Origin of the sequence: Dactylosporangium sp. CS-033363 (assembly GCF_050942475.1) — a bacterium.
GTDB lineage: Bacteria > Actinomycetota > Actinomycetes > Mycobacteriales > Micromonosporaceae > Dactylosporangium.
Genome location: NZ_CP192032.1, coordinates 1,747,483 through 1,771,359 on the forward strand (window position 1 = coordinate 1,747,483; position 23,877 = coordinate 1,771,359).

General features: G+C 71.6%; 21 protein-coding genes. 12 read left to right on the plus strand and 9 right to left on the minus strand.

The genetic code is table 11. From position 1 onward, the window contains the following. Positions 1–26 precede the first annotated feature (26 nt). Both leuE and ACQPZ4_RS08040 read right to left on the minus strand, forming a co-directional pair. Entirely contained in the window at positions 27–725 is a 699-nt protein-coding gene (gene leuE / locus ACQPZ4_RS08035) for a leucine efflux protein LeuE (protein ID WP_433057497.1), read from the minus strand. Continuing rightward, complete coding sequence (locus ACQPZ4_RS08040) at positions 647–1,903, minus strand: bifunctional pyridoxamine 5'-phosphate oxidase family protein/GNAT family N-acetyltransferase (RefSeq protein ID WP_433057498.1); 1,257 nt, start codon at positions 1,901–1,903, stop codon at positions 647–649. Before ACQPZ4_RS08040 ends, leuE begins: the two co-directional genes overlap by 79 nt. Before the next feature lie 290 nt (positions 1,904–2,193). Between ACQPZ4_RS08040 and ACQPZ4_RS08045 the strand changes: the two genes are divergently transcribed. Genes ACQPZ4_RS08045 through ACQPZ4_RS08055 form a run of 3 tightly spaced genes read left to right on the plus strand, consistent with a single transcriptional unit; the run spans position 2,194 to position 5,763 of the window. Further along, positions 2,194–3,624 (plus strand): hypothetical protein, encoded by a 1,431-nt coding sequence (locus ACQPZ4_RS08045; protein ID WP_433057499.1) that lies wholly within the window; start codon positions 2,194–2,196, stop codon positions 3,622–3,624. Positions 3,625–3,678: 54 nt separating this feature from the next. Beyond that, complete coding sequence (locus tag ACQPZ4_RS08050; RefSeq protein WP_433057500.1) at positions 3,679–4,587, plus strand: hypothetical protein; 909 nt, start codon at positions 3,679–3,681, stop codon at positions 4,585–4,587. A gap of 33 nt (positions 4,588–4,620) precedes the next feature. Then, positions 4,621–5,763, plus strand: a complete 1,143-nt coding sequence (locus ACQPZ4_RS08055; RefSeq protein ID WP_433057501.1) for an acyl-CoA dehydrogenase family protein — start codon at positions 4,621–4,623, stop codon at positions 5,761–5,763. Between the two features lie 9 nt (positions 5,764–5,772). On the opposite strand, the gene dhaL is transcribed toward ACQPZ4_RS08055, so the two are convergent. Both dhaL and dhaK read right to left on the minus strand, forming a co-directional pair. After that, positions 5,773–6,381 (minus strand): dihydroxyacetone kinase subunit DhaL, encoded by a 609-nt coding sequence (gene dhaL / locus ACQPZ4_RS08060; protein WP_433057502.1) that lies wholly within the window; start codon positions 6,379–6,381, stop codon positions 5,773–5,775. Between the two features lie 2 nt (positions 6,382–6,383). Continuing rightward, positions 6,384–7,379, minus strand: coding sequence for a dihydroxyacetone kinase subunit DhaK (gene dhaK, locus ACQPZ4_RS08065; RefSeq protein WP_433057503.1), 996 nt, complete (start codon positions 7,377–7,379; stop codon positions 6,384–6,386). Positions 7,380–7,397: 18 nt separating this feature from the next. Here dhaK and dhaM point away from each other — a divergent pair, with 18 nt between their 5' ends. From dhaM to rny, 7 genes are all read left to right on the plus strand, one after another. Further along, positions 7,398–7,790 (plus strand): dihydroxyacetone kinase phosphoryl donor subunit DhaM, encoded by a 393-nt coding sequence (gene dhaM, locus ACQPZ4_RS08070; protein ID WP_433057504.1) that lies wholly within the window; start codon positions 7,398–7,400, stop codon positions 7,788–7,790. 7 nt (positions 7,791–7,797) lie between these two features. Beyond that, a complete protein-coding gene (locus ACQPZ4_RS08075) occupies positions 7,798–8,028 on the plus strand; it encodes an HPr family phosphocarrier protein (protein ID WP_433057505.1) in 231 nt (76 codons plus the stop codon). Then, complete coding sequence (locus tag ACQPZ4_RS08080) at positions 8,018–9,241, plus strand: MFS transporter (protein WP_433057506.1); 1,224 nt, start codon at positions 8,018–8,020, stop codon at positions 9,239–9,241. The genes ACQPZ4_RS08075 and ACQPZ4_RS08080 overlap by 11 nt, the downstream gene beginning before the upstream one ends. Before the next feature lie 9 nt (positions 9,242–9,250). Beyond that, positions 9,251–9,451, plus strand: a complete 201-nt coding sequence (locus ACQPZ4_RS08085; RefSeq protein ID WP_433057507.1) for a DUF3046 domain-containing protein — start codon at positions 9,251–9,253, stop codon at positions 9,449–9,451. A gap of 156 nt (positions 9,452–9,607) precedes the next feature. Continuing rightward, a complete protein-coding gene (recA, locus tag ACQPZ4_RS08090) occupies positions 9,608–10,657 on the plus strand; it encodes a recombinase RecA (protein WP_433057508.1) in 1,050 nt (349 codons plus the stop codon). 1,313 nt (positions 10,658–11,970) lie between these two features. Then, positions 11,971–12,648 (plus strand): regulatory protein RecX, encoded by a 678-nt coding sequence (locus ACQPZ4_RS08095; protein ID WP_433057509.1) that lies wholly within the window; start codon positions 11,971–11,973, stop codon positions 12,646–12,648. Positions 12,649–13,620: 972 nt separating this feature from the next. Continuing rightward, positions 13,621–15,324, plus strand: coding sequence for a ribonuclease Y (gene rny, locus ACQPZ4_RS08100; RefSeq protein ID WP_433066376.1), 1,704 nt, complete (start codon positions 13,621–13,623; stop codon positions 15,322–15,324). Between the two features lie 3 nt (positions 15,325–15,327). Here rny and ACQPZ4_RS08105 read toward each other — a convergent pair whose 3' ends face one another. From ACQPZ4_RS08105 to ACQPZ4_RS08125, 5 genes are all read right to left on the minus strand, one after another. After that, entirely contained in the window at positions 15,328–18,009 is a 2,682-nt protein-coding gene (locus tag ACQPZ4_RS08105) for an ABC transporter substrate-binding protein (RefSeq protein ID WP_433057510.1), read from the minus strand. 44 nt (positions 18,010–18,053) lie between these two features. After that, complete coding sequence (locus ACQPZ4_RS08110; RefSeq protein ID WP_433057511.1) at positions 18,054–18,923, minus strand: amino acid ABC transporter permease; 870 nt, start codon at positions 18,921–18,923, stop codon at positions 18,054–18,056. Then, a complete protein-coding gene (locus ACQPZ4_RS08115; protein WP_433057512.1) occupies positions 18,920–19,576 on the minus strand; it encodes an amino acid ABC transporter permease in 657 nt (218 codons plus the stop codon). Before ACQPZ4_RS08115 ends, ACQPZ4_RS08110 begins: the two co-directional genes overlap by 4 nt. 70 nt (positions 19,577–19,646) lie before the next feature. Then, on the minus strand, positions 19,647–20,606 hold the full coding sequence (locus ACQPZ4_RS08120; RefSeq protein ID WP_433057513.1) for a transporter substrate-binding domain-containing protein: 960 nt from the start codon (positions 20,604–20,606) through the stop codon (positions 19,647–19,649). A 110-nt stretch (positions 20,607–20,716) separates the two neighbouring features. Continuing rightward, positions 20,717–21,460: an amino acid ABC transporter ATP-binding protein gene (locus ACQPZ4_RS08125; protein WP_433057514.1), complete on the minus strand. Its 744-nt coding sequence runs from the start codon at positions 21,458–21,460 to the stop codon at positions 20,717–20,719. Positions 21,461–21,649: 189 nt separating this feature from the next. On the opposite strand from ACQPZ4_RS08125, the gene surE reads away from it, so the two are divergent. Next, positions 21,650–22,417 carry a 5'/3'-nucleotidase SurE gene (gene surE, locus ACQPZ4_RS08130; RefSeq protein WP_433057515.1) on the plus strand — a complete coding sequence of 256 codons (768 nt, stop codon included), beginning with the start codon at positions 21,650–21,652 and terminating at the stop codon, positions 22,415–22,417. 13 nt (positions 22,418–22,430) lie between these two features. Beyond that, positions 22,431–23,876, plus strand: coding sequence for a tRNA (N6-isopentenyl adenosine(37)-C2)-methylthiotransferase MiaB (miaB, locus tag ACQPZ4_RS08135; protein ID WP_433057516.1), 1,446 nt, complete (start codon positions 22,431–22,433; stop codon positions 23,874–23,876). The last annotated feature ends 1 nt before the right edge of the window (position 23,877 follow it).

Here is a 23,877-nt window from a genome sequence, read left to right on the forward strand (position 1 = left end):
GGGCGGGGGACCCCCATGCGGCCTGCTCAGGACAGGCTGGACGTCGCCAGCTTCACGCTGAACGCCAGGAACGCGCCGCCGACCAGCGTGGTCAGGCCCTTGGCGAGGGTGCGCCGGGCCCGGAACCGGTCGGCCAGGAAGCGGCCGCCGAAGATCAGCGCGGTCAGGTACAGCGCGCTGAGCACCTCCGCGACCGCGCCGAGGATCAGGAAGCTGACGGCCGGGTGCGGGTACGCCGGGTCCACGAACTGGATGAAGAACGAGACGAAGAACAGGATCGCCTTCGGGTTGAGCAGGCTGATCACCAGCGCGCGGCGGAACGGCCGGTCGGCGGGCGCGGGCGCGGCCTCCTCCTGCTGCACCGCCTCCGCGCGCCGGCGCCGCAGCGTGCTCACGACCAGCCGGATGCCGACGAACGCCAGGTACGCCGCGCCGAGGTACTTCACGATCCCGAACAGCCACCCGTACGCGTGCAGCAGCGACGCGACGCCGCCCGCCGACAACGCCATGAGCACGGCGTCGCCGAGCCACACCCCGGCCGCTGCGCGGTAGCCGTCGCGCACGCCGCGGCGGGCGCCCACCGACAGCACATAGAGCGAGTTCGGGCCCGGCAGCAGCACGATCGCGAGTGTGCCGAGGACATAGGTCAGTGGGTTGGTGATGCCGAGCACGTGACGCCTCCGGATTCCAGTGCCGCGGCCAGCCGGTCCCGTGCGGCGGGCCATTCGTCGGCGATCATGGAGTACAGCACGGTATCGCGCTGGGTTCCATCGGCCCGTTGGCGATGGTTGCGCAGAACACCCTCGCGCTGCGCCCCGAGCCGCTCGATCGCGCGCTGCGACCGCTCGTTGCGCACGTCGGTGTGCCACTCGACGCGCAGCGCGCCCAGCGTGTCGAACGCATGGGCCAGCATGAGCAGCTTCGCCTCGGTGTTGACGCCGGTGCGCCACCAGGGCCGGCCGATCATGGTGTGGCCGATCGCGACGCCGCGCTGCACCGGGCTCACCGCGTAGAACGAGGTGCTGCCCACGATGCGCCCCGTCGCGACCTCGCGCTGCACGAACGGCACCCGGTCGGGGTCGGCCAGCGCGGCCGCGACGACGCCCGCCATGTCCTCCGCGGACCGCGGGCGCGGGATGGTCAGGTGCGCCCACACCTCGGCGTCGTCGAGCGCGGCGAACAGCTCGGGCGCGTGCGCATGATCCAGTGGCTCGAGCACCAGGTCGCGACCGCGCAGCGGGACGGGGCGCCGCCAGACGTCGCGCTCCGATTGCAGATAAGCCGGCGTCGGTACTGCCTGTGCCTCCACCGGCACCGGCCGGCCCCGCGTGAGCTGGAGCGGTACCACACCGGACCAATGCGGCAGGTCGAGGTCCTCGGCATCGTCGCTGGGCCCGCCGCTGCGCACCTTGGCGGAAACCTCGACGAGGGGCAGCGCCAGCAGCGAGGTCTGCGCGAGCTCCCGGCGGTTGGGGCGGCGGCTGTCGGCGTCGCGCCCGGGCGCGACCTTGTCCACGAGCGCGGCGAAGGCCCGCGTGCGCTCCTCCTCGCCGGTGACGACGCGCGCGGTGCCGTGCACGATCACCGACCGGTAGTTGGCGCTGTGGTGGAACTGCGAGCGGGCCAGCACGAGCCCGTCGATGATCGTCACCGCGACGCAGACGGGCAGGCCCTCCTCCCGCGCGGCGAGCATGGGGCGGCTGCCGGTGGAGCCGTGCAGGTACAGCGTGTCGCCCACCCGCGCGTGCAGCGTCGGCAGCACCCGCGGCTCCCCGCCGGCCACGTAGCTGACGTGGCAGACGTACGCCTCGTCCAGGACCGCGTGCACCAGCGCGGCGTCGTAGGAGGCCCGCTCGGCCAGCCGCCGCGGCGTACTGCGAGCCGTCTGCTGATACGTGTCCACGGTGCGCTCCTTTGTACTAGTACAAAAGCTGTTATGTGGCAGTACAATAGCAGCCGACCCCTGAGCAGCGGCAACCGAAAAATGTCGGACCCTGCCGCTAACGTCCGCATCGCTCGGAGCACCGCCCGCGAAAAACGGGGGCGGGCGGTGCTCGCTTTGCCCTGCACGAACTTGACCAATCGACGCACCCACAACGGCCTGTCGACTGTTGAACGGGGAGTAGGCGGCACCGCCGCAGGGATCCGGCCGGTCTTCGGGCCGCGCCGGACGCTCATTCAGGGAGGAAGAGCATGCGTCCCGACCACCCCCACGCGACGACTTCGACGCCGTCGGCCGGGCTGGCCTTGCCGACGGTTCCGCTCCTGCTCCGCCCGGACCAACCGTCCGGGGCGGGCCTGTCGGCGCGCAGCGCATGCTCGCTCTCGGTCGCGGCCCCGGCGCCGGAGTGCCCGCCGGCGACCTGGGGCATCCGGGCCACCTGCCTGGTCCTGGCGGCGCCCGCGGCGACGGCGCCTGCTGTGGCGGCGCCTGCTGTGGCGGCGCCTGCGGTGGCGGTGCCTGCGGTGGCCGGGCCTGCGCTGCGTGGGGCCAGGGCCGAGCTGCCGGCGCGGACCTCGTGCGACCGCATTCCACCGGCGCTTCCGATCGACGCCCGGATTCGGGTGGTGGTGTCGGTGGCCTCGGCTCCCGATGCTTCGGTCGTCGTGCCGGCCCCGCGCATTCCGACCGCCATGGCCGCCGTTCCCGCTGCGGTCGTCGCTGTTCCCGCCGCGGTCGCCGGCGTTCCGGCCGCCGTCGTCGCTGTTCCCCCCGCCGTCGTCGCTGTTCCCGCCGCGGTCGCTGCTGTTCCCGCCGCCGTGGCTGCCGTTCCCGCAGGAGGGCCCGCGGCGGGCCGGCGGGCCGGGCGGCGGGGTTCGGGGTCGTGGTGGCGGTTCGGCGGGCGGGGCAAGGTGGTCGCCGAGGTCGTCGTGGCGGTGCTGGTGCTGCTCGGGCTGGCCGGCTGCGGGGGAGGGGCCGACCGGGACAAGTCGACCTCGGCCGCGGCGTCGGCCGACCCGGCGGTCAAGGCCGGCAAGGACGCGCTGGCGGCGGCGGTCAAGTCGCTGCAGACGGCGACGTACGGCTACACGATGAAGATCGACAACGGCACGGTCACCGGCGTCGTGGACCCGGCCGGGAAGCGGCAGGCGCGGCTGGACTCGGTCGCGTCGGGGGTGAAGTTCTCGCTGGAGGGGATCGTGCTCGGGGGCGGCGAGCGGTACTTCCGCACGAGCATCCCGGCGACGGGGGTGAGCGCGAAGAAGTGGTACCGGTTCGACCGGACCAAGGTGACGCACACCGAGATCATCGGGCTGTTCGAGACCAACGACCCGACCAGCAGCCAGGACTTCGCGGCCCGGGTCGGCCAGGCGCGGCTGGAGGACGGCGGGACGATCACCGGCACGTACGACCTCACGCGCGGGGGCGATCTCGGGCTCGCCGACCAGGCCGGCCTGGCGACGCTCGGCGAACGGGCCAAGGCGGTGCCGTTCGTGGTGACGCTGGACGCGCAGGGGCGGCTGGCCTCGGTGCGGGTGACGGTCCCCGCGTACGGGGCGACGGCCGAGCGCACCCTCGCCGTGGACTACCGCGACCAGGGCAAGCCGGTGCAGGTCACGGTCCCGAAGACGGCGGACGTGGCCCCGGCCAACGCCGCTGTGTACAACCTGTTGAACAACTGAACTTTCGCTTTCGCGCCGCGCCGGCGGCGGACCCCGCCCGGTACGCTCCGCCGCGTGACGAGGACCAGCCCGTCGACCCGCCCGCGACCGTCCAGCTTCCGGGCCCCTGCCCGGCGAGACCGCGGATCACTGAACCGCGCCCCGTATGACGGCGACTCGCGTGAGGGCGCGAAGAACAGCGGCCCGCTCGGGCGTGCGACGGCGACGAGCGACGGTCGAGGGCGGCTGCTGCGGCGGCGCTTCGTGGCGGCGGTGGGGGCCGTGCTCGCCCTGGTGGCCGCGGCGGGGTGCACGCACAAGGCGCCCGCGCCGGCGCCGACGGTCAGCGTCAAGCCGTCGCCGACCGGGCTGGCGGCCGGGGTCTGGCATCTCGGGTTCAGCAGCTACCGGTTCAAGGTGACGGCCAAGGAAGGCAGCTACACCGGCGGCATCGACCCCCTGGCCGATCTGCTCGACGCGACCGTCGCCGTCAGCTCCAGCGGGGCCTCGCTCACCATCGACACCCGCGAGGTGCGCGGGACCGCGTACACGCGGCTGACCGGGTTGCCGCTGCCGGGCTTCGACGGGCAGGCCTGGTACAAGGTGGACACGGCCAAGGTCACCAAGCCGGGGGCGCTCGGGCTGAGCGCGACCAAGGACCCCACCGGCGTGCAGGCCTTGATCGCCGCCACGCACGACGTGCGGCGGGATGGGCGGAAGTACAGCGGGACCGTCGACATGACGCGGGTCGCGGCGTGGGGGCCGGTCAACGTCGGGCAGGTCATGCAGCTCGGGGACGCCGCCAAGGCGGTGCCGTTCGAGGCCACCGTCGATGAGCAGGAACGGCTGGTCGGCGTCACGGTGAAGATCCCGGACAACACCGTCGAGGCCGCGTACACCGACTTCGGGACCGCCCTGGACGTCGTCGAGCCCAAGGACGCGCAGCCGTTGCCGGACCATCTGTACGGGATGCTCGGGCTCTAGGCGAGACCGTGTCTCGCCCAGCACACTGGCCGCATGGAGCAGCACCTGTACGAGGCCGAGCACGAGGCGTTCCGCGACCTGTGCCGGGAGTTTCTCGCGCGTGAGGCCGTGCCGCACAACGACGAGTGGGACAAGGCCGGGATCGTCGATCGGGAGATCTGGCGGAAGGCCGGCGCGGCGGGGCTGCTCGGCATGGACGTCGACGAGGAGTACGGCGGGGGCGGGCAGCGGGACTTCCGGTTCAATGCGGTGCTCGTCGAGGAGATCATCGCGGCCGGGGCGTCCGGGCTCGGGTTCGGGCTGCACAACGACGTCGTCGCGCCGTACCTGACCGAGCTGACCTCCGAGGAGCAGAAGAAGCGGTGGCTGCCCGGGTTCTGCTCCGGCGACATCGTGACCGCCATCGCGATGAGCGAGCCCGGGGCCGGGAGCGACCTGGCCGGCATCCGCACCACCGCGGTGCGCGACGGGGACTCGTGGGTGCTCAACGGGCAGAAGACGTTCATCACCAACGGGGAGATGGCCGACCTGGTCGTCGTCGTGGCCAAGACCGACGGGGCCAAGGGGGCGCACGGGATCAGCCTGTTCGGGGTGGAGACCGGGACGCCGGGGTTCACCCGCGGGCGGCGGCTGGAGAAGGTCGGGCTCAAGGCGAACGACACCGCCGAGCTGTTCTTCGACGACTGCCGGATTCCCGCCGACCACCTGATCGGGCAGGAGGACGCGGGCTTCTACCACCTGATGGCGAACCTGCCGCGGGAGCGGCTCGGGATCGCGGTGGCGGCGGTCGCGGCGGCCGAGACGGTCCTCGCCATGACGCTGGAGTACGTCCGCAGCCGGGAGGCGTTCGGCCGGCCCATCGGGAAGTTCCAGCACAACCGGTTCCTGCTGGCCGAGCTCGACACCGAGGTCACGATCGCGCGGACGTTCCTGAACCACTGCATCGTGGAGCAGAACGCGGGGCGGCTCAGCGTCGCCGACGCGGCCAAGGCCAAGTGGTGGACGACCGAGCTGCAGAACAAGGTGGCCGACCGCTGCGTGCAGCTGCACGGCGGGTACGGGTTCATGATGGAGTACCCGGTGGCCAAGGCCTGGCTGAACAGCCGGGTGCAGACGATCTACGGCGGGACGACCGAGATCATGAAGGAGATCATCGGGCGGTCGCTGGGGCTGTGAAGCCCGCGATCACGAGGAGGCCTCGGCGGTGACGCGCGCGAGGGCCTCCAGGATGAGGGCGGTCGACGTGGCGCCGGGGTCGGGGTGGCCGGCGCTGCGTTCGCCCAGGTACGACGCGCGGCCTTTGCGAGCCACCAGCGGTACCGTCGAAGCCGCTCCTGTTTTTGCCGCTTCTGCGGCGGCCCGGGCCGCTTCGGGCGCTCCTTCGGCCGAGGCGTAGGCCGCGACCGCGGGGGCCAGGGCGTCGACCATGGTCTTGTCGCCGAACTCGGCCTTCCCGAGCTTCTGGACGCCGTCCAGCGCCGCCTGCAGGCCCTCGGCGAACGTGCCGCCGTCGCGCAGGGTCTTGCCCAGCGCGCGGAAGACGGTGCCATAGAGCGGGCCCGATGCGCCGCCGACCTTGGACAGCAGCGTGGTGCCGGTCTTGCCCAGGACGTCGCCGGCCGAGCCGGGCTGCAGGGTGGCCAGGGCGGCGGTCACCGCGTCGAAGCCGCGGCGCAGGTTGACGCCGTGGTCGCCGTCGCCGATCGCCGTGTCGAGATCCGTCAGGTGCTGCGCCTCCGCGCGGACGGAATCCGCCACGGCGGCGATCCAGGCCCTGGCCAGAGCCTCGTCCACGGTCACACCCCCCAGCGCAGCGCGGGCGTGCGCACGGGCGCGTCCCACAGCCGCAGCAGCTCGTCGTCGGCGCGGCACACCGTGAGCGACATGCCGGCCATGTCGAGGCTGGTCACGTAGCTGCCGACCAGGGAGCGCGCGACGGTCGCCCCGGCGGCGGCGAGGAGGCGGGAGATCTCGGCGAACATGACGTACAACTCGATCTGGGGTGTGCCGCCCATGCCGTTGACCAGCACGATCAGCGGCTCGCCGGCCACCGGTTTCGCGCTCAGCACGGCGTCGACGATCAGCGCGGCCAGCTCCCGCGCGGGGCGCATCGGCTCGCGGCTGCGGCCCGGCTCGCCGTGGATGCCGACGCCGACCTCGATCTCGTCGTCGGCGAGCTCGAATCCCGGCTTTCCGGAAGCGGGCGTCGTACCCGCGGCGAGCGCGACGGCGAACGAGGCCGACCGCTCGTTGACGGCCCGGCCGATCGCGGCGACGGCGGCGAGGTCCGCGCCCTCCTCGGCGAGTGCCCCGGCGATCTTCTCGACCAGCAGGGTGGCCCCGGTGCCGCGGCGGCCGGCGGTCCACGTGGAGTCCTCGACCGCGACGTCGTCGTCGACGAGCACCGTCTCGACGCGCAGGCCCTCCTCGTCGGCGAGCTCGGCGGCCAGCTGGAAGTTCATCACGTCGCCCGTGTAGTTCTTCACCACGTGGACCACCCCGGCGCCGCCGTCCGCGGCCTTGGTGGCGGCCAGGATCTGGTCCGGCACGGGTGAGGTGAAGATCTCGCCGGGGCAGGCGGCGTCGAGCATGCCGGGGCCGACGAAGCCGGCGTGCAGCGGCTCGTGCCCGGAGCCGCCGCCGGAGATCAGGCCGACCTTGCCCGGGCGGGGCGCGTCCGCGCGCGCGACGTACTGCTCCTCGAGGTCCACCCGCAGCTCGGGATGGGCGGCGGCGAGCCCGGCGAGCGCCTCCCGGACGACGTCGGCCGGGTCGTTGATGAACTTTTTCATGCACATAGCATGCCTGGTATGGCGCAACTGGTGGGGATCGTGTTGGTGTCGCACAGCGAGCGGCTGGCCCACGGCCTGCGGGACATGCTCGTGCAGGTCGCGGGGGAGGAGGTGCCGATCGAGGCGGCGGGGGGCACCGACGACGGCGGGCTGGGCACCAGCTACGACCGCATCCTGGTGGCGATCGACCGGGCCGACCGCGGGGCCGGCGTGCTCGTGCTGACGGACCTGGGCAGCGCCGTGCTCACCGCGCGCACCGTGCTCGAGGACCGCGTCGCCAACGATGCGGTGCTCGTGGACGCGCCGTTCGTGGAGGGTGCCGTGGCGGCGGCGGTGCTGGCCGGGACCGGGGCGACGCTGGACGCGGTCACCCAGACGGCCGTGGAGGCCCGCGATGTCCGCAAGCTCTGAGCGCACCGTGGTGCTGCCGGAGGACCTGCACGCCCGGCCGGCGGGGGCGCTGGTGCGGGTGGCGGCGCGATTTCGCAGTACCGTCGAAGTGGTTTTCGGGGAAAAGAAAGCGAACGCCCGCAGTGTACTGGCGGTGATGGCACTCAATGCCACCGCCGGCTCGACGGTGCTGGTGCGGGCCGATGGCGAGGACGCCGCCGAGGCCGCGGAGGCGATAGTCTCGGTCCTTGCTCACTGAGGAACCGACCGCGCTCGACGTCGCGGCGCTGCAGCGGCGCACGCTGAGCCTGCTGGTCGGCACACAGATCATCGGCGGCCTGGGCGTCGCCAGCGGGGTGTCGGTCGGGGCGCTGCTGGCCTCCTCCCTGGCCGGGCCGTGGGCGGCGGGCATCGCCGGCAGCTGCGCGGTCGTGGGCGGCGCGGTGATCGCGATCCCGGCGACCCGCCTGATGCGCACCGGCGGGCGGCGGCCGGGCCTGGTCTTCGCGCTGACCGTCGGGGCGATCGGCGCGCTGCTGGTCGTGCTGGCCGCGCGGATCTCCTCGGTGCCGCTGATGTTCCTGGGCACGCTGCTCTTCGGCGGCTCCAGCGCGGCGAACCTGCAGTCCCGCTACGCCGCCGTCGACCTCGCCGCGCCCGACCGGCGGGCCCGCCACCTGTCGATCGTCGTGTGGGCCACCACGGTCGGGGCGGTCGCCGGGCCGAACCTCGCCCCGTACACCGACCGGCTGCTGGGGCGGTGGGGCGTGCCGGAGTACGGCGGGCCGTACCTGTTCAGCGTGCTCGCCTTCGTCATCGGCGCGACCGTGATCTTCGTGGCGCTGCGCCCGGACCCGCTGCTCACCGCCGGCGGGGCGCGGCCGGGCGCGAAGGGCGTCTGGCGACAGGCCGCGCGGACCATCCGGGCCAGTCCCGGGGCGCGCACCGGGGTCGCGGCCGTCGCGGTCGGGCACGTGGTGATGGTCGGCGTGATGTCGATGACGCCCGTGCACATCGGCGAGTACGTGCACGACCACGGCGACCTGCTGCGCGTCGTCGGGCTGGTGATCAGCATCCACATCACCGGGATGTACGCCTTCGCGCCCGTGGTCGGCCTGCTCACCGACCGCCTGGGGCGCCGTCCGGTGATCGCCGGGGGCATCGTGGTGCTGCTGGCCGCGTGCGCGCTGGCCGGGACGGCGGGGCACGACACCTGGCGGCTGTCGATCGGGCTGGCGCTGCTCGGGCTCGGCTGGAACGGCACGATGGTGGCCGGGTCGACGCTGCTGTCGGAATCGGTGCCGGTGCAGGAGCGGGCCGGCGTCCAGGGGCTCTCCGACGTCGTCATGGGGGTCGCGGGCGCCTCGGCGGGCGCATTGTCCGGGGTGGTCGTCGATTTCTTCGGGTACCCCGTGCTGGCCCTCCTCGCCGCAGTGACCGCGGTCCCTTTGCTTGCCCGGGTACTCCGTTAGGTTGGGTTCGTGCGTCTGACGGATTTCTGGCAGCGGCTCGAGGAGGTCTTCGGGTCCGCGTATGCCCACAGCATCGCCCACGACCAGGTGTTGTCGCAGCTCGGCGGCCTGACGATCGAGGAGGCCCTGGCCGGGCGCTTCGACACCGCCGAAGTTTGGCGCGCTGTAGTCGCGGCGTATCCGGAGCGTGTTCCTGCCCGCTTGAGGTGAGGTTTTTCGGCGTGTCGGCGTGCTGATCGTACAGATGTACGGGTACTCTTCTCGCTCGTTGGGCGTCGCTTCGAATTTTTTGTCATACCCGGCGCTTAACGTGTCAGCGTGACCAAGCGAACGCCGACGAAGACCGCGAACCCAGGGGTGACGGACATGGCAGTGCAACCTGACCGGGAGAAGGCGCTGGGACTCGCCCTCTCGCAGATCGACAAGCAGTTCGGCAAGGGCTCCGTGATGCGGCTGGGCGAGCGCGTCATCGCCCCCATGGCCGTGATCCCGACCGGCTCCATCGCCCTCGACGTGGCGCTGGGCATCGGCGGCCTTCCCCGCGGCCGGGTGATCGAGGTCTACGGCCCGGAGTCCAGCGGCAAGACCACCGTCGCGCTGCACGCCATCGCCAACGCGCAGGCCCAGGGCGGCATCGCGGCGTTCATCGACGCCGAGCACGCCCTCGACCCCGACTACGCCAAGGCCCTCGGCGTCGACACCGACGCGCTGCTCGTCTCCCAGCCGGACACCGGTGAGCAGGCGCTCGAGATCGTCGACATGCTGGTGCGCTCCGGCGCCCTCGACATCATCGTCATCGACTCCGTCGCCGCCCTGGTGCCGCGGGCCGAGATCGAGGGCGAGATGGGCGACAGCCACGTCGGCCTCCAGGCCCGCCTCATGAGCCAGGCGCTGCGGAAGATCACCGGTGCCCTCAACAACTCCGGCACCACGGCGATCTTCATCAACCAGCTCCGCGAGAAGATCGGCGTCATGTTCGGCAGCCCGGAGACCACGACCGGTGGCCGCGCGCTGAAGTTCTACGCCTCGGTCCGCCTCGACGTCCGGCGCATCGAGAGCCTCAAGGACGGCACCGACGTGGTGGGCAACCGCACCCGCGTCAAGGTCGTCAAGAACAAGGTGGCCTCGCCGTTCAAGCAGGCCGAGTTCGACATCATGTACGGCAAGGGCATCTCCCGCGAGGGCTCCCTCATCGACGTCGGTGTCGAGCAGACGATCATCCGCAAGTCGGGCGCCTGGTACACGTACGACGGCGACCAGCTCGGCCAGGGCAAGGAGAACTCGCGCAAGTTCCTGCGCGACAACCCCGACGTGGCCGCCGAGATCGAGAAGAAGATCAAGGAGAAGCTGGGCGTCGGGGTCGGCCAGTCGACCGACGCGGCCGGCGGCCCGGAGACGGCGCCGGTCGACTTCTGACGCTTCCTGCTCGTTTCGCGCGCCGCTGCTTTGCTCGGCGCGTCGCTTGGGACCCCCGGTGCCGGCCTCAGCGGGCCAAGCCGCTCGGGGCGGCACCGGGTCTCTTGCGAGCTTGTTGGTACTGGTGGAGGTAGCGCATGTCCGGCGGGGGCGAGGAGAATCCCTGGCTCGCGGCGGAGGGCGACGGGTCTTCTGCCGGGCGGCGGCGGTCTGAACGGGGCGGGGCGGCTTCGCCGGCGGTGGCGCCCTGGGCCGATCCCGGGGGCGAGAATCCTTGGGCGGCTTCTGAGGGCGCGCCGGCTTCGGCTTCAGTGGCGGGTTCTGAGCCGACCGCGGGTTCTGCTGCCGTGGCGACTTCGACTTCGGCGGCGGGTTCCGCTTCGGCGGGGTCTGTGTCGCCCGCGGGTTCTGTGTCGCCCACGGGTTCGGCCTCCGTGGCGGGTTCTGCGTCGGCTGCGGCTTCTGGTTCGGGTGCCGTTCCGGGTGCCGCTTCTGGTTCGGGTTCTGCTTCGGCTTCTGCTTCGGCTTCAGATGGGGTGGAGCGGCCCGCTTGGGAGCTTGAGCCGGGCAATCCCTGGGCGGAGGGGGCTGCTGCTTCGAGCGCGCCTCGTCCTGTCTTTGAGCCCGGGCCGGGGAATCCGTGGGCTGATCCCTCGTCGGCGCCGGCTCGGCTTCCTGACTCCGCGCTTTCGGGTCGCGAGGGTGGCGCGCGAGCCTTTGGCCAGGACACGGAATCGTCCACCCGGGCTGCTCGCCGCGGCTCCTCCAGCTCCGGCGATTTCAGCGATTCCGGCGACCTCGGCGACTTCGGCCTTTCCGGTGACCGCGATGAGCCCGCGGATGGGCGTGCGGGCTCCTCGGCAAGGCGGAAATCGGCGCGTTCGCCCTGGTCGGATGCCGATTCCCGGACTTCGACCGACCCGGCACCCGTGGAGAGGGGCCGGAAGCGCGCGGCGCCGTCATCGCCGTGGAGCGACGCCGGCCCTGCTGCGTCGACCGACCCGGCACCCGCAGGGAGGGGCCGGAAGCGTGCGGCGCCGTCATCGCCGTGGGGCGACGCCGGCTCTGCTGCGTCGACCGATTCGGCACCCGCAGGGAGGGGCCCGACGCGCGCGGCGCCGTCATCGCCGTGGAGCGACGCCGGCTCTGCTGCGTCGACCGACTCGGCACCTGCGGAGAGTGGCCGGAAGCGCGCGGCGCGGTCGCTGCCGTGGAGCGATCCGGACTCTGCCGAGTCGACTGGATCTGCGCCGTCGGACGGCGGGCGGAGGCGGGCGCGGTCGCTGCCGTGGAGCGATGACGACTCTCCAAGCTTGTCCGGCGGGGCGGCCACTTCGGACATTTCCGAAATTTCTGAAACAGCGGGTGAATCCTCCGACCGGCGCGACCGGCGTGGTGGGCGCGAGCGTGGGCAGGGACGCGGGAAGCGGGATGCGCCGCCGGCGAAGCCGATGGACCCGCGCGAGGCGGCTCGGGAGATCTGTCTGCGACAGCTCGCCGTGCGGCCCCGGACGCGGGCCGAACTCGCGACCGCGATGCGCAAGCGCGGCGTGGAGGACGAGATCGCGGCGGAGATTCTCGATCGGTACGACGAGGTCGGGATCATCGACGACGCGGCGTTTGCGCGGGCCTGGGTCAGCAGCCGGCATCAGGGGCGGGGGCTGTCCAAGCGGGCCCTGGCCGGGGAGCTTCGGCGCAAGGGAGTCTCCTCCGACGAGATGGGGGAGGCGCTGGAGGAGCTGACGCCGGAGATGGAGGAGGAGACGGCGAAGGCACTGGTCGTACGGCGGCTGCGCACCGAGACTCGCGGCACGCCCGAGGCCGTGTTTCGGCGGTTGGTCGGGATGCTGGGGCGCAAGGGGTACCCGCCCGGGTTGGCGATCCGGCTCGTCAAAGAGGCGCTGGCCGAGCGGGAGGACGCGGCCGAGTTTGCCGACTCCATCGATGCCGACGCGCTGGCCGATGCCGCCGTCGATCCTGACGCTCAGTAACCCGCCCGCCGGCCGTCGCTGCCGGGATTGACCCGACCTTTGTGGCCGCCGTGCTGCAAAGGGCCGCATGGCCCGCCGGCCTGGTCCGCTGGTTGCGGTGCGTGGCCGGAGTGCGGTCGCAGGGTGATGAGCATCGATGGTGCGGTTGGCCGTCGACACGGGCTGTGGTTGGATGGTCGCTGGCGTCGGGGTGGCCGTGAACGCGGTCGGCGTTCCAATGGCTACCCAGCGTGGAGATTTCTGGCGTTTGTCGACCGACATGCCGGAAAGATCCGTGCAAAAGTTGCCGGTGGGGTGTTTCGGCTGGCGGGGGTACTTGACGGACTTACGTGCCGTATGGTGCCCGATCATCAGTCCTTGACCGAAGCGCCCCTCACGACCTAGCCTCGGCGTTACCAAATGGAGACCGCCCAACCACCGCGGGTTTACCGCACAACATAGATCGCGTCACAGATCAGCATCACTTGCGACTTTTATAGCGGATATGAGCGCCACGCCTTGCGGGAGGTGTCGGCGCTAGTTGCGACCCAGCAGCGGGGGCTTCTAGCCCTCGATATTGATGTACCTTGATGCGCAGTGGTCGGGCGTCTCCTCCCCCATACCCGCCGTCGCGTGTGCGCGGCGCTGAGCGGAGCGAGGTGACGTCGTGACGGAGCGCGCCCGTGTCATCCTCTGCGACCCCGCAAGCCCCGACGGCCTGACGGCCCCGGGACCGAACGCCGAACCCGAAACCGGTGGTGAAGTCGCCGGGCGAACCGTGCGCTTCGGGCGTGAGCGGCGAATCCGGGCCGCCGGCCCAAGTAGGGTGGCAACCGGGGGCGGGACCGCCCAAGGTGACGGGGCGGTGGGTGTGAGCGGGACGGCGGGCTCGGGCCGGCACGGGCAGGTGGCGGCGTGACCGGGGTGCAGATCGCGCTGACGGTGGCGCTGGCGGTGCTCGTGGTCGTCGTCGTGGCCGTGCTGATCGTCGCGCTGAAGGTGGTGCGGCGGCTCGGCGGCAGCGCGCCCGCGGTGCTGCAGACCACCGATGATCCCGCGTTCCTGGCCGAGAAGGACCGGCAGGAGAACTCGCTCGCCTCGTTGCGCACCGCGGCCGAGGACGCCACGGCGGCCGTGGATGAGGCGCGGGCGGCGGCGGCTGCCGCGCGTACCGAGGCGGCTGCGGCGAAGGCCGAGGCGAGCGCCGCGCGCTCGGAGGCCCGGCGGATTCTCGACGCGGCCCGGGCCGAGGCCGACTCGCTGCTCGAGCGGGCGCACCGGCAGGCCGAGACCGACGCCGAGCAGGCCCGGGCGGCCGCGCGGCGGGCGGGGGAGCGCGAGGTCAACCAGCTCACCGCGGTCGCGAAGGAGCAGTCGCAGGACGCCGAGCGCAGGCAGCGCCGGCTCGACGAGCGGGAGCGGCTGCTGGCCGAGGAGGCCGAGCGGCTGGCGGAGCGGGACCGGCGCATCAGCGGTACCGAAGCGGATCTTTTGGAACGGGAAGGCTCGATCGCCCGGCGCGACACCGAGCTCGCCGAGGGCGAGGAGCGGCACCGCCAGGAGCTGGAGCGGATCGCCGGGCTGACCGCCGACGCCGCGCGGGTCGAGGTCGTGGAGACGATCGAGGCGCAGGCCAAGCGCGAGGCGGCGCTGCTCGTGCGGGACATCGAGAGCGACGCGCGGAACACGGCCGAGCAGCGCGCGCGGCACATCGTGGTCGACGCGATCCAGCGGGTGGCCAGTGAGCAGACCGCCGAGAGCGTGGTCAGCGTCCTGCACCTGCCCAGCGACGAGATGAAGGGCCGGATCATCGGCCGCGAGGGGCGCAACATCCGCGCGTTCGAGTCGACGACCGGGGTGAACCTGATCATCGACGACACGCCGGAGGCCGTGCTGCTGTCGTGCTTCGATCCGGTACGCCGCGAGATCGGCCGCCTCACGCTCGAGAAGCTGGTGCTCGACGGGCGGATCCACCCGCACCGCATCGAGGAGGTCTTCGAGCAGGCCAAGCACGAGGTCGAGCGGCTCTGCCACCGCGCGGCCGAGGACGCGCTGGTCGAGGTCGGCATCACCGACCTGCACCCGGAGCTCATGACGCTGCTGGGGCGGCTGCGCTACCGCACCTCGTACGGCCAGAACGTGCTCAAGCACCTCGTCGAGACCGCCCACATCGCCGGGATCATGGCCTCCGAGCTGCGCCTGGACCCGTCGATCATCAAGCGGGCGGCGTTCCTGCACGACATCGGCAAGGCGCTCACCCACGAGGTCGAGGGCAGCCACGCGCTGATCGGGGCGGACGTCGCGCGCAAGTACGGCGAGCACGACGAGGTCGTCCACGCGATCGAGGCGCACCACAACGAGGTGCTGCCGCAGACCATCGAGGCCGTGCTCACCCAGGCCTCGGACGCCTGCTCCGGCGGGCGGCCGGGCGCGCGGCGGGAGAGCCTGGAGGCGTACGTCAAGCGGCTCGAGCGGATCGAGGAGATCGCCGGCGGCAAGTCGGGCGTGGAGAAGGTCTTCGCGATGCAGGCCGGGCGCGAGATCCGGGTCATGGTGCGGCCGGACGACGTCGACGACATCGGCGCCGCCGTGCTGGCCCGGGACGTGGCCAAGCAGATCGAGGAGGAGCTGACCTACCCCGGTCAGATCCGCGTGACCGTCGTGCGCGAGTCCCGGGTCACCGAGATCGCGCGCTGAGCGCTACGCCGGGGCGATCACCGAGTCGGTCACGACGAACTTGCCCTTGACCTTGTAGGACCAGACGACCTTGTCGGCCGTGTCGAGGTTGCCGCGGGCGTCGAACTTGATCTCGCGGTTCGTCGCCACGCCCTTGCCCTTGTAGGTCGCCATCCAGGTCAGCATGTCCTCGCGGCTGCCCTTGCCGGCCAGGAAGCCGGCCAGGAAGACCCCGGTCGCGTCGTACGCCTCGGGCCCGTAGTAGCTGGCCTGCGCGCCGAACGTGCCCTGGTACTTCGAGGAGAAGTCGGCCCCCGCGTCCTTCGACGGCACGCACGGGCAGGTGATGGTCACGCCCTCCGCCTTGCCCTCGGTCTTGTCGACGAAGCTCTGCGTGAACAGCTTGTCCGAGCCCACGATCGGCAGGTCCGGCTTGGCCGCGCGCAGGGCCTTCACGAAGTTGATCCCGTCGGCGGAGAGGCCGGCGAAGTACACCGCGTCGGCGCCCGAGTCGGTGACGGACTTGACCGCCGAGGCGAAGTCGGTGTCGGTCTGGCGGATCGCCACCGACACGCCCGTCGCGCTGCCGAGCGCGGTGGTGAGCTCGGTGCGGCCGAGCGTGCCGAAGTCGGAGTCGTCGTACACGATCGCCGTCTTCTTGGCCTTGAGCGTGTTCTTGAGGTAGACGGCGGCCGCGCGGACCTGGTCGCCGTCGGTGCCGATCAGGCGGTGGAACGTGGCCCAGCCGCGCTGCGCGAGCTTCTCGTCCGGCGCGAACGGCGTGATCATCGCCAGCTTGTTGGCCTCCAGGATCGGGCCGGCGGCGAGGATCTCGTTGTCGTAGATCGGGCCGACCACGCCGATCACCTCGGGGTCGTCCACCGCCAGCTGGGCCTTGGTCTTGGCGCCGTCGTCGGTGCCGGTGGTGTCGAACTCCTTGAACTCGACCTTGCAGCCGGCGTGCGCGGCGTTGAAGTCGTCGATGGCGAGCCGGACGCTGTTGCGCATCATGACGCCGTCGTCGGAGTTGTCGCCGCTGGACATGCCGAGGAAGGCGATCTTGTGCCCGCAGGCCGGGGAGGCCGCTGCGGCGTTCGCGCTGCTGGACGGGCCGACCGGGCCGACCGGATCGTCGTTGCGGTTGACCGCCCAGACGATCCCGCCGATGAGCAGCAGGATGACGAGCGCACCGCCTCCGACGGCCGCGAGCTGTCCTCCCCTGCGCTTTTTCGGCGGTTGTACCGCCTGATAGCCCCCCTGCCACGCCGGAGCCGGGCTCGCCGGCATCGCGGTGACGGGCTGCTGCGGCATCGGAGGCTGGTGATAAACCGTCGGCGGCGCGGAAACAACCCGAGGCGGCGTCGAAACAGGCTGCACCGGCGGCATTGCAACAGGACGAGGCGGCTGTACGGGCGGCATCGCCCCGGTCGGCATCACCGGCGGCATGTGCGGGGTGTTCGACGGCATGCTGAACCCGGGCGACACCGGCTGCGCCGACACCGGCGCGGCCGCCACGTCGCCGCTGAGCTCCGGGGCCCGGCCGCCCGACGTCGGCGCGCCGGAGATCGGCGGCGCCGAGATCGGGGACGAGATGCCGCCGCCGGCGCCCGAGACCGGAGCGCGGCCCGTCGGCGGGGCCAGGTGCAGCGCACCCTCGGCCACCACCAGCTCGGGCTGCTCGATCGCCGTCGGGGCCAGGCCGAACGCGCGGTGCAGCAGCGTCGCCGCGAGCGGGATGCGGCTGGACCCGCCGACCAGGAAGAGCGCGGAGACCGGCCGGTCGCCGAGCGCGGCCGCGCTGACCGCGATCTGGGTGGCCGTGACCGTGCGGTTCAGGATCGGGCGGGCCAGCTCCTCGAGCTGCTCGCGGCCGATCGGGACGCTCTCGTCGTAGAGGGGCACGTGCACGTAGGTGGTCGCGGCGCGGCTGAGCATCTCCTTGGCCAGCCGGGCGTCCTCCCACAGCTGCCACGCGGCCCGCCGGTCGGCCTCGGTCTCCGGGTTGGTGAGCCGCCGCCACTGGTCGCCCTCGCGGCCGGCGAAGTTGCGCCCGAGGTAGGCCACCACGGCCGCGTCGACGTCGAGGCCGCCCGCGTCCGGCAGGCCCTCGCTGGCCAGCACGTCGAAGCCGCCGCCCTGGTTGCGGCGCACCACGCTGGCGTCGAACGTGCCGGCGCCGAAGTCGTAGACCACCGCGATGCCGCCGACGGGGACGTGGGTGCCGACGGTGCCGACGAAGTACGAGGCCGCGGCGACCGGCTCGGAGGACAGCAGCGGCGCGGCGAGCCCGGCGGCGAGCGCGGCCTGGGTGAGCGTCTGGCGGCGCTGCGGGGGCCAGGTGGCGGGGTGGGTCATCATCACGGCGGACGGCTTGGCCCCGGCGACCCGCTCGGCCTCGGCCGCCACCCGGCGCAGGACGCTGGTGACGAGCTCGGCGACGGGCACCTCGCGCTCGCCGAGCCAGACGGTGCCCTCCTCGACGCGGCGCTTCGGGTAGGGCTCGAACCGGTGTGGCTGCAGCCGCGCGGAGTGCACGGCGTCGCGTCCGGTCAGGACGCTGCCGTCGGCGTTGACGTAGACCGCCGACGGCAGCAGGGGAGAGCCGTCGAAGAGCAGAGGCTTGGTGCGCCCGTCCGGCCAGCGCAGGACCGCGACCGTGTTCGATGTGCCGAAGTCGATGCCCAACCGGAAGCCAGTGTCCGCCACTCGCGCAGCGTACGCATCGGGCGCAACCTTGCCAATCCGCATGCTTACGCGGGGATCCCCGCCCCGGTGTCGTTGGTCAGCGGCACCGGCTTGGCGGTCGTCTTGCGCCGCCGGCCGCCCATGAGCCGCCGCTGCAGATAGAACGCCAGCGCCGAGAGCAGGCCGCAGGTGCCGATGTAGATGACCGCGGTGACGAGGTACGCCTGCACGTACGGCAGGCCGAAGGGCAGGCGGCCGCCGATCTGCTTGGCCGCGTACAGCAGCTCGGGCAGCTGGATGATGAAGCCCAGCGCGGTGTCCTTGAGCAGCACCACGAGCTGGCTGACGATGGCCGGCAGCATGGCCCGGATCGCCTGCGGCAGCAGGATCGACATCATGACCTGGGTCTTGCGCATGCCCAGCGCGTACGCCGCCTCGGACTGGCCCTTGGCCACGGCCAGGATGCCGGCCCGGAAGATCTCCGAGAGCACGGCGCCGTTGTACAGCGTGAGGCCGATCACCAGCGGCCAGAACGGGCCGACCTTGTAGCCGAGCTGGATCGGGCCGTAGTACGCGAAGAAGATGAGCACCAGCAGCGGGATGGCCCGGAACAGCTCGACCATCAGCGTGGCCGGCGCCCGGAAGAACCAGTGGTCGCTGATCCGCCCGGCGGCCAGCAGCGCACCCCAGACGAGCGCGAGCACCGCCGCCGCCCCGGCCGCCTGCAGCGTGGTGATGTACCCGTCGACGAGCTGCTGCTGGATCGACGCGTACTCGAACTGCTGCCACTTGAGCGAGTCGAACTGCCCGGTGTCGTTGAAGCGCAGCACGATGAACGTCAGCAGGCCGATGATCGCGAAGGCGCCGACGACGCTGAGGATGCGGTTGCGCAGCCGGGCCTTGGGGCCGGGCAGGTCGTAGAGAACGTTGCTCATCGGGCCATCCCCCACCGGCGTTCGAGCGAGCGCTGCAGGGCGATCAGCGGGATCACCAGGATCAGGAAGCCGACCGTGACCCAGAGCAGCGTGTAGATCTGGTTCTCGCCGCGCTCGTTGAGGTAATAGAGAATCCCGCCGGCCTCGGCGACGGAGAAGCCGGCCGCGATCGTGGTGTTCTTCAGCATGGCGTTGAGCACGCTGACCATGGGCGGCACCACGGTGCGGAACGCCTGGGGCAGCACGACGAGCGTGAGCACCTGGCCGAAGGTCATGCCCAGGGCGCGGGCGGCCTCGGCCTGCCCGACCGGCACCGTGTTGATGCCGGAGCGCAGCGCCTCGCAGACGAAGGCGCTGGTGTAGGCGATGAGCGCGATGCAGGCGCTCTCGAAGTAGCCGATGGTCACGTCGAGCTTGGGCACCGCGAAGATCAGCAGCGCGAAGACCAGCGTCAGCGGGCAGTTGCGCAGCAGCAGCACGTAGCCGGTGCCGAAGCCGCGCAGGGTGGGCACCGGCGACACGCGCATCGCGGCCAGCAGGGTGCCCAGGACCAGTGAACCGACCGCGGCGATCAGGAACAGCTCGATCGTGCTCAGGAAGTGGGACCCGATGATGTCCCAGTTGTCGGTGAGGACGTGTAGAAACTCGTTCATCCGCTGCCCATCGGAGGGGAATGAGGGCGGGACGCCGCCCCGTGGAAGGGGCGGCGTCCCGGTGTCAGGATCAGTACTTCTCGAGCGGCGGGATCGTGGCGGTCGAGCCGGACTTGCCCAGCGTGCCGTCGTAGATCTTCTGCCAGGTGCCGTCCTTCTCCGCCGCCTCCAGCGAGGCGTTCACGAAGTCGCGCAGCGCCTTGTCGTCGTGCGCGAGGCCGATGCCGTACTTCTCGGGGTACGGCTTGCCGGTCGCCGGGTCGGTGAACGGCTTGCCGACGACCTTGAGCATGCTCGGGTTCTGCGCCGCGTAGCCCTTGAGGATCGCGTCGTCGGTGGTGACCGCGTCGACCTTCTTGTCGATCAGCTGCGACACGCACTCGGAGTACGTCTTGAACTCGACGATCTTGTCGGTGAGCTTCTGGTCGCGCACCCGCTGGATCGGCGTGGAGCCGGTGGCGGAGCAGACCGTCTTGCCCTTGAGCGAGTCCGAGCCGGTGATGGACGTGTCGTCCTTGCGCACCAGCAGGTCCTGCGCGGCGATGAAGTACGGGCCGGCGAAGGAGACGTCGGCCTTGCGCTTGTCGGTGATCGAGTAGGTGCCGACGTAGTAGTCGACCTCGCCACCCTTGATCGACGTCTCGCGGTTCGCGGACGCGACCTCCTTGTACTCGATCTTCGACGGGTCGACGCCGAGCTTGGAGGCGATCAGCTGGGCGATCTCGATGTCGAAGCCGCAGCGCTTGCCGGAGGCGTCCTTGTAGCCCAGGTTCGGCTGGTCGAACTTGATGCCGATGACGACCTTGCCGGCCGACTTGATCCGGGCGAAGGTCGGGCTGCCCGCGATGTCGACGCCGGTGGCCGGCGTGAACGAGGCGCCCGACGAGGTGCAGGCGTCGCTCTGGGCCTGCGGGGCGCCGGACTGGCCCGCCGGGGTCTCCGGGGTGGGCGTGCCCTCCTTGCCGCAGGCGGCAAGGCCGAGCGAAAGCGTGGCGACGGCGGCGAAGGCCGCGATGCGCGTGATTCGCATGTTCTTGTGTGCTCCTTCCATAACCTCAAGGGCCGTCCGGGCGAGCCGGGCGGCCATGGCGCAACCGGGGGTGGTGCGCCGCAACGGTGGTACCGAGGTGTCCGAATACGTCAGTGGGTGAGGATCTTCGACAGGAAGTCCTTGGCGCGGTCGCTGCGCGGGTTGGCGAAGAACTCGGTCGGCGTGGCCTCCTCGACCAGCTGACCATCGGCCATGAACACGACCCGGTTCGCCGCGTGCCGGGCGAAACCCATCTCGTGGGTGACGACGACCATCGTCATGCCCTCGCCGGCCAGCGTGGTCATCACGTCGAGCACCTCGCCGACCATCTCCGGGTCGAGCGCGCTCGTCGGCTCGTCGAACAGCATCGCCTTGGGCTGCATGGCCAGGGCGCGGGCGATCGCCGCGCGCTGCTGCTGGCCGCCGGAGAGCTGGGCCGGGTACTTGTCCGCCTGAGCCTCGATGCCGACGCGCTGCAGCAGGCCCATCGCCCGCTCGCGCACGACCGCGGTCTTCTCCTTGCGCACCTTGACCGGCCCGAGCATGACGTTCTCGAGGATCGTCTTGTGGGCGAAGAGGTTGAACGACTGGAAGACCATGCCGACCTCGCTGCGCAGCTTGGCCAGCGGCTTGCCCTCCGCGGGCAGGCTCGTGCCGTCGAACACGATCTCGCCGTTGTTGATCGGCTCGAGCCGGTTGATCGCCCGGCACAGCGTCGACTTGCCCGACCCCGAGGGCCCGATGACCACGACGACCTCGCCGCGCCCGATCGACAGGTTGACGTCCTTCAACACGTGCAGGTCGCCGAACCACTTGTTCACGCCACTGAGCACGATCAAAGGCTCTGCCGTCATGTCCCGCCCCACTGGTAGCGACGCTCGTCGCGCTGTCTGGTGCGAATGACGTTAGCGGGGCAAAGGCCCTTGATCCGCGACACAAGGGTCACGGGCCGATAACGACGTCCGTTTTGCGTCACGTGTCCCTGACCAGTTCCTTACAGCCTCGGTTTGATCACAACGAGCAACCCGGCGATGCTGTGTGGCATGCGCATCCTCGTGACCAACGACGACGGGATCGACAGCCCCGGCCTGCACGCCCTCGCCGCGTGGACGGCCCGGGCCGGGCACGCGGTGGTGGTGGCCGCGCCGGTCGAGGAGTCCTCCGGCTCCAGTGCGGCCCTGCTCGCGGTCGAGGACGGCGAGGGCATCCAAATGCAAGAACGAGGCATCGACGGTACCGTCGCCGCTTTCGCAGTTTCGGCCACGCCCGCGTTCATCGTCCTGCTCGCCACGCGCGGTGCCTTCGGGCCGCCGCCCGACGTCGTGCTGGCCGGCGTGAACCGGGGCCCCAACACCGGCGCCGCGGTGCTGCATTCGGGCACCGTCGGGGCGGCCCTCACCGCGGTGGCCAACGGCTGCCCGGCGATGGCGGTCTCGCTCGACGTCGCCCCGGACGCGCTGGAGGCCAACTGGGACACCGCGGCCGAGGTCGCCGTCGACCTGTTGCCGCTGCTCACCGGCCTGTTCGCGCTGAACATCAACGTGCCCGACGTGGAGGCCGGCGCGCTGCGCGGCATCCGCCGGGCCCACCTGGCCGAGTTCGGCATGGTGCAGATGACGCTGCGCGAACAGGGCGAGGGCTTCGTGCGCATGTCCCTCGAGCAGGTGGGCGAGGTCGCCGAGCCGGGCAGCGACGACGGGTGGCTGCTGGACGGGTACGCCGCCGTCACCCCGCTCTTCCCGCCCGGCGAGGCGGCCGACCTGGAGCTGCCGGGCCTCGTGGATACGGCCGGTGAGCACATCGGGGGCTAGTATTTCCGGTGCCATGACTGAGACCCGTACCTTCCGCGTGATCACCTACGGCTGCCAGATGAACGCGCACGACTCCGAGCGCATCTCCGGCCTGCTGGAGGACGCCGGCTACGTGCCGGCCGCCGGCGACGGCGATCCCGACGTCGTCGTGTTCAACACGTGCGCGGTGCGGGAGAACGCGGACAACCGGCTCTACGGCAACCTCGGCCACCTGCGCCCCACCAAGCTCGCCCACCCCGGCATGCAGATCGCCGTCGGCGGCTGCCTGGCCCAGAAGGACCGCGGCGACATCGTGAAGAAGGCGCCCTGGGTGGACGTCGTCTTCGGCACGCACAACATCGGCTCGCTGCCGGTGCTGCTGGAGCGGGCCCGGCACAACGCGGCCGCCGAGGTGGAGATCCTCGAGTCGCTCGAGGTCTTCCCGTCGACCCTGCCGACCCGCCGCGAGTCCACCTACGCCGGCTGGGTGTCGATCTCGGTCGGGTGCAACAACACGTGCACCTTCTGCATCGTGCCGGCGCTGCGCGGCAAGGAGAAGGACCGCCGCCCGGGCGACATCCTCAACGAGGTCCGGGCGCTGGCCGCCGAGGGCGTCCTCGAGGTGACCCTGCTGGGCCAGAACGTGAACTCCTACGGGGTCGAGTTCGGCGACCGCTTCGCGTTCGGCAAGCTGCTGCGCGCCTGCGGGGACATCGAGGGCCTGGAGCGCGTGCGCTTCACCTCGCCGCATCCGAAGGACTTCACCGACGACGTCATCGCGGCCATGGCGGAGACGCCGAACGTGTGCCACTCGCTGCACATGCCGCTGCAGTCGGGCTCGGACTCGGTGCTGCGGGCGATGCGCCGCTCGTACCGGTCGGACAAGTACCTCGGGATCATCGACAAGGTCCGCGCGGCCATGCCGGACGCGGCGATCACGACCGACATCATCGTCGGCTTCCCGGGCGAGACGGACGAGGACTTCGAGCACACGCTGGACGTCGTGCGGGCGGCCCGCTACTCCAGCGCCTTCACGTTCCAGTACTCCAAGCGCCCCGGCACCCCCGCCGCGACCATGGAGTCGCAGGTGCCGAAGGCGGTCGTCCAGGAGCGCTACGACCGGCTGATCTCGGCGCTGGAGACGATCTCCTGGGACGAGAACAAGAAGCTGGTCGGCTCGACGCTCGAGGTGCTGGTCGCCGTGGGCGAGGGGCGCAAGGACACCGCGACGGGCCGGATGTCGGGCCGGGCCCGGGACGGGCGGCTGGTGCACTTCACCGCCGCCCCGGACGCCTCGATTCGGCCGGGCGACATCGTGCGGGCGACCGTGACGTACGCGGCGCCGCACCACCTGAACTCCGACGCCGCGCTGGTCTCGCACCGGCGCACCCGCGCCGGCGACGCCTGGGAGGCCGGGCGGGTCACCCGCACGCCGGGGGTCTCCCTCGGCATGCCCACCGTCGGCGCCCCGCCTCTGTAAG

Bases quoted from the DNA above. Each gene is read 5' to 3' on its own strand.
- leuE (WP_433057497.1), bottom strand. From the start codon at position 725: ATGGCCCGCCGCACGGGACCGGCTGGCCGCGGCACTGGAATCCGGAGG.
- ACQPZ4_RS08110 (WP_433057511.1), bottom strand. From the start codon at position 18,923: ATGAGCAACGTTCTCTACGACCTGCCCGGCCCCAAGGCCCGGCTGCGC.
- miaB (WP_433057516.1), top strand. From the start codon at position 22,431: ATGACTGAGACCCGTACCTTCCGCGTGATCACCTACGGCTGCCAGATG.
- ACQPZ4_RS08055 (WP_433057501.1), top strand. From the start codon at position 4,621: ATGGAGCAGCACCTGTACGAGGCCGAGCACGAGGCGTTCCGCGACCTG.
- dhaM (WP_433057504.1), top strand. From the start codon at position 7,398: ATGGCGCAACTGGTGGGGATCGTGTTGGTGTCGCACAGCGAGCGGCTG.
- ACQPZ4_RS08125 (WP_433057514.1), bottom strand. From the start codon at position 21,460: ATGACGGCAGAGCCTTTGATCGTGCTCAGTGGCGTGAACAAGTGGTTC.
- ACQPZ4_RS08120 (WP_433057513.1), bottom strand. From the start codon at position 20,606: ATGCGAATCACGCGCATCGCGGCCTTCGCCGCCGTCGCCACGCTTTCG.
- ACQPZ4_RS08115 (WP_433057512.1), bottom strand. From the start codon at position 19,576: ATGAACGAGTTTCTACACGTCCTCACCGACAACTGGGACATCATCGGG.
- recA (WP_433057508.1), top strand. From the start codon at position 9,608: ATGGCAGTGCAACCTGACCGGGAGAAGGCGCTGGGACTCGCCCTCTCG.
- surE (WP_433057515.1), top strand. From the start codon at position 21,650: ATGCGCATCCTCGTGACCAACGACGACGGGATCGACAGCCCCGGCCTG.
- ACQPZ4_RS08045 (WP_433057499.1), top strand. From the start codon at position 2,194: ATGCGTCCCGACCACCCCCACGCGACGACTTCGACGCCGTCGGCCGGG.
- dhaK (WP_433057503.1), bottom strand. From the start codon at position 7,379: ATGAAAAAGTTCATCAACGACCCGGCCGACGTCGTCCGGGAGGCGCTC.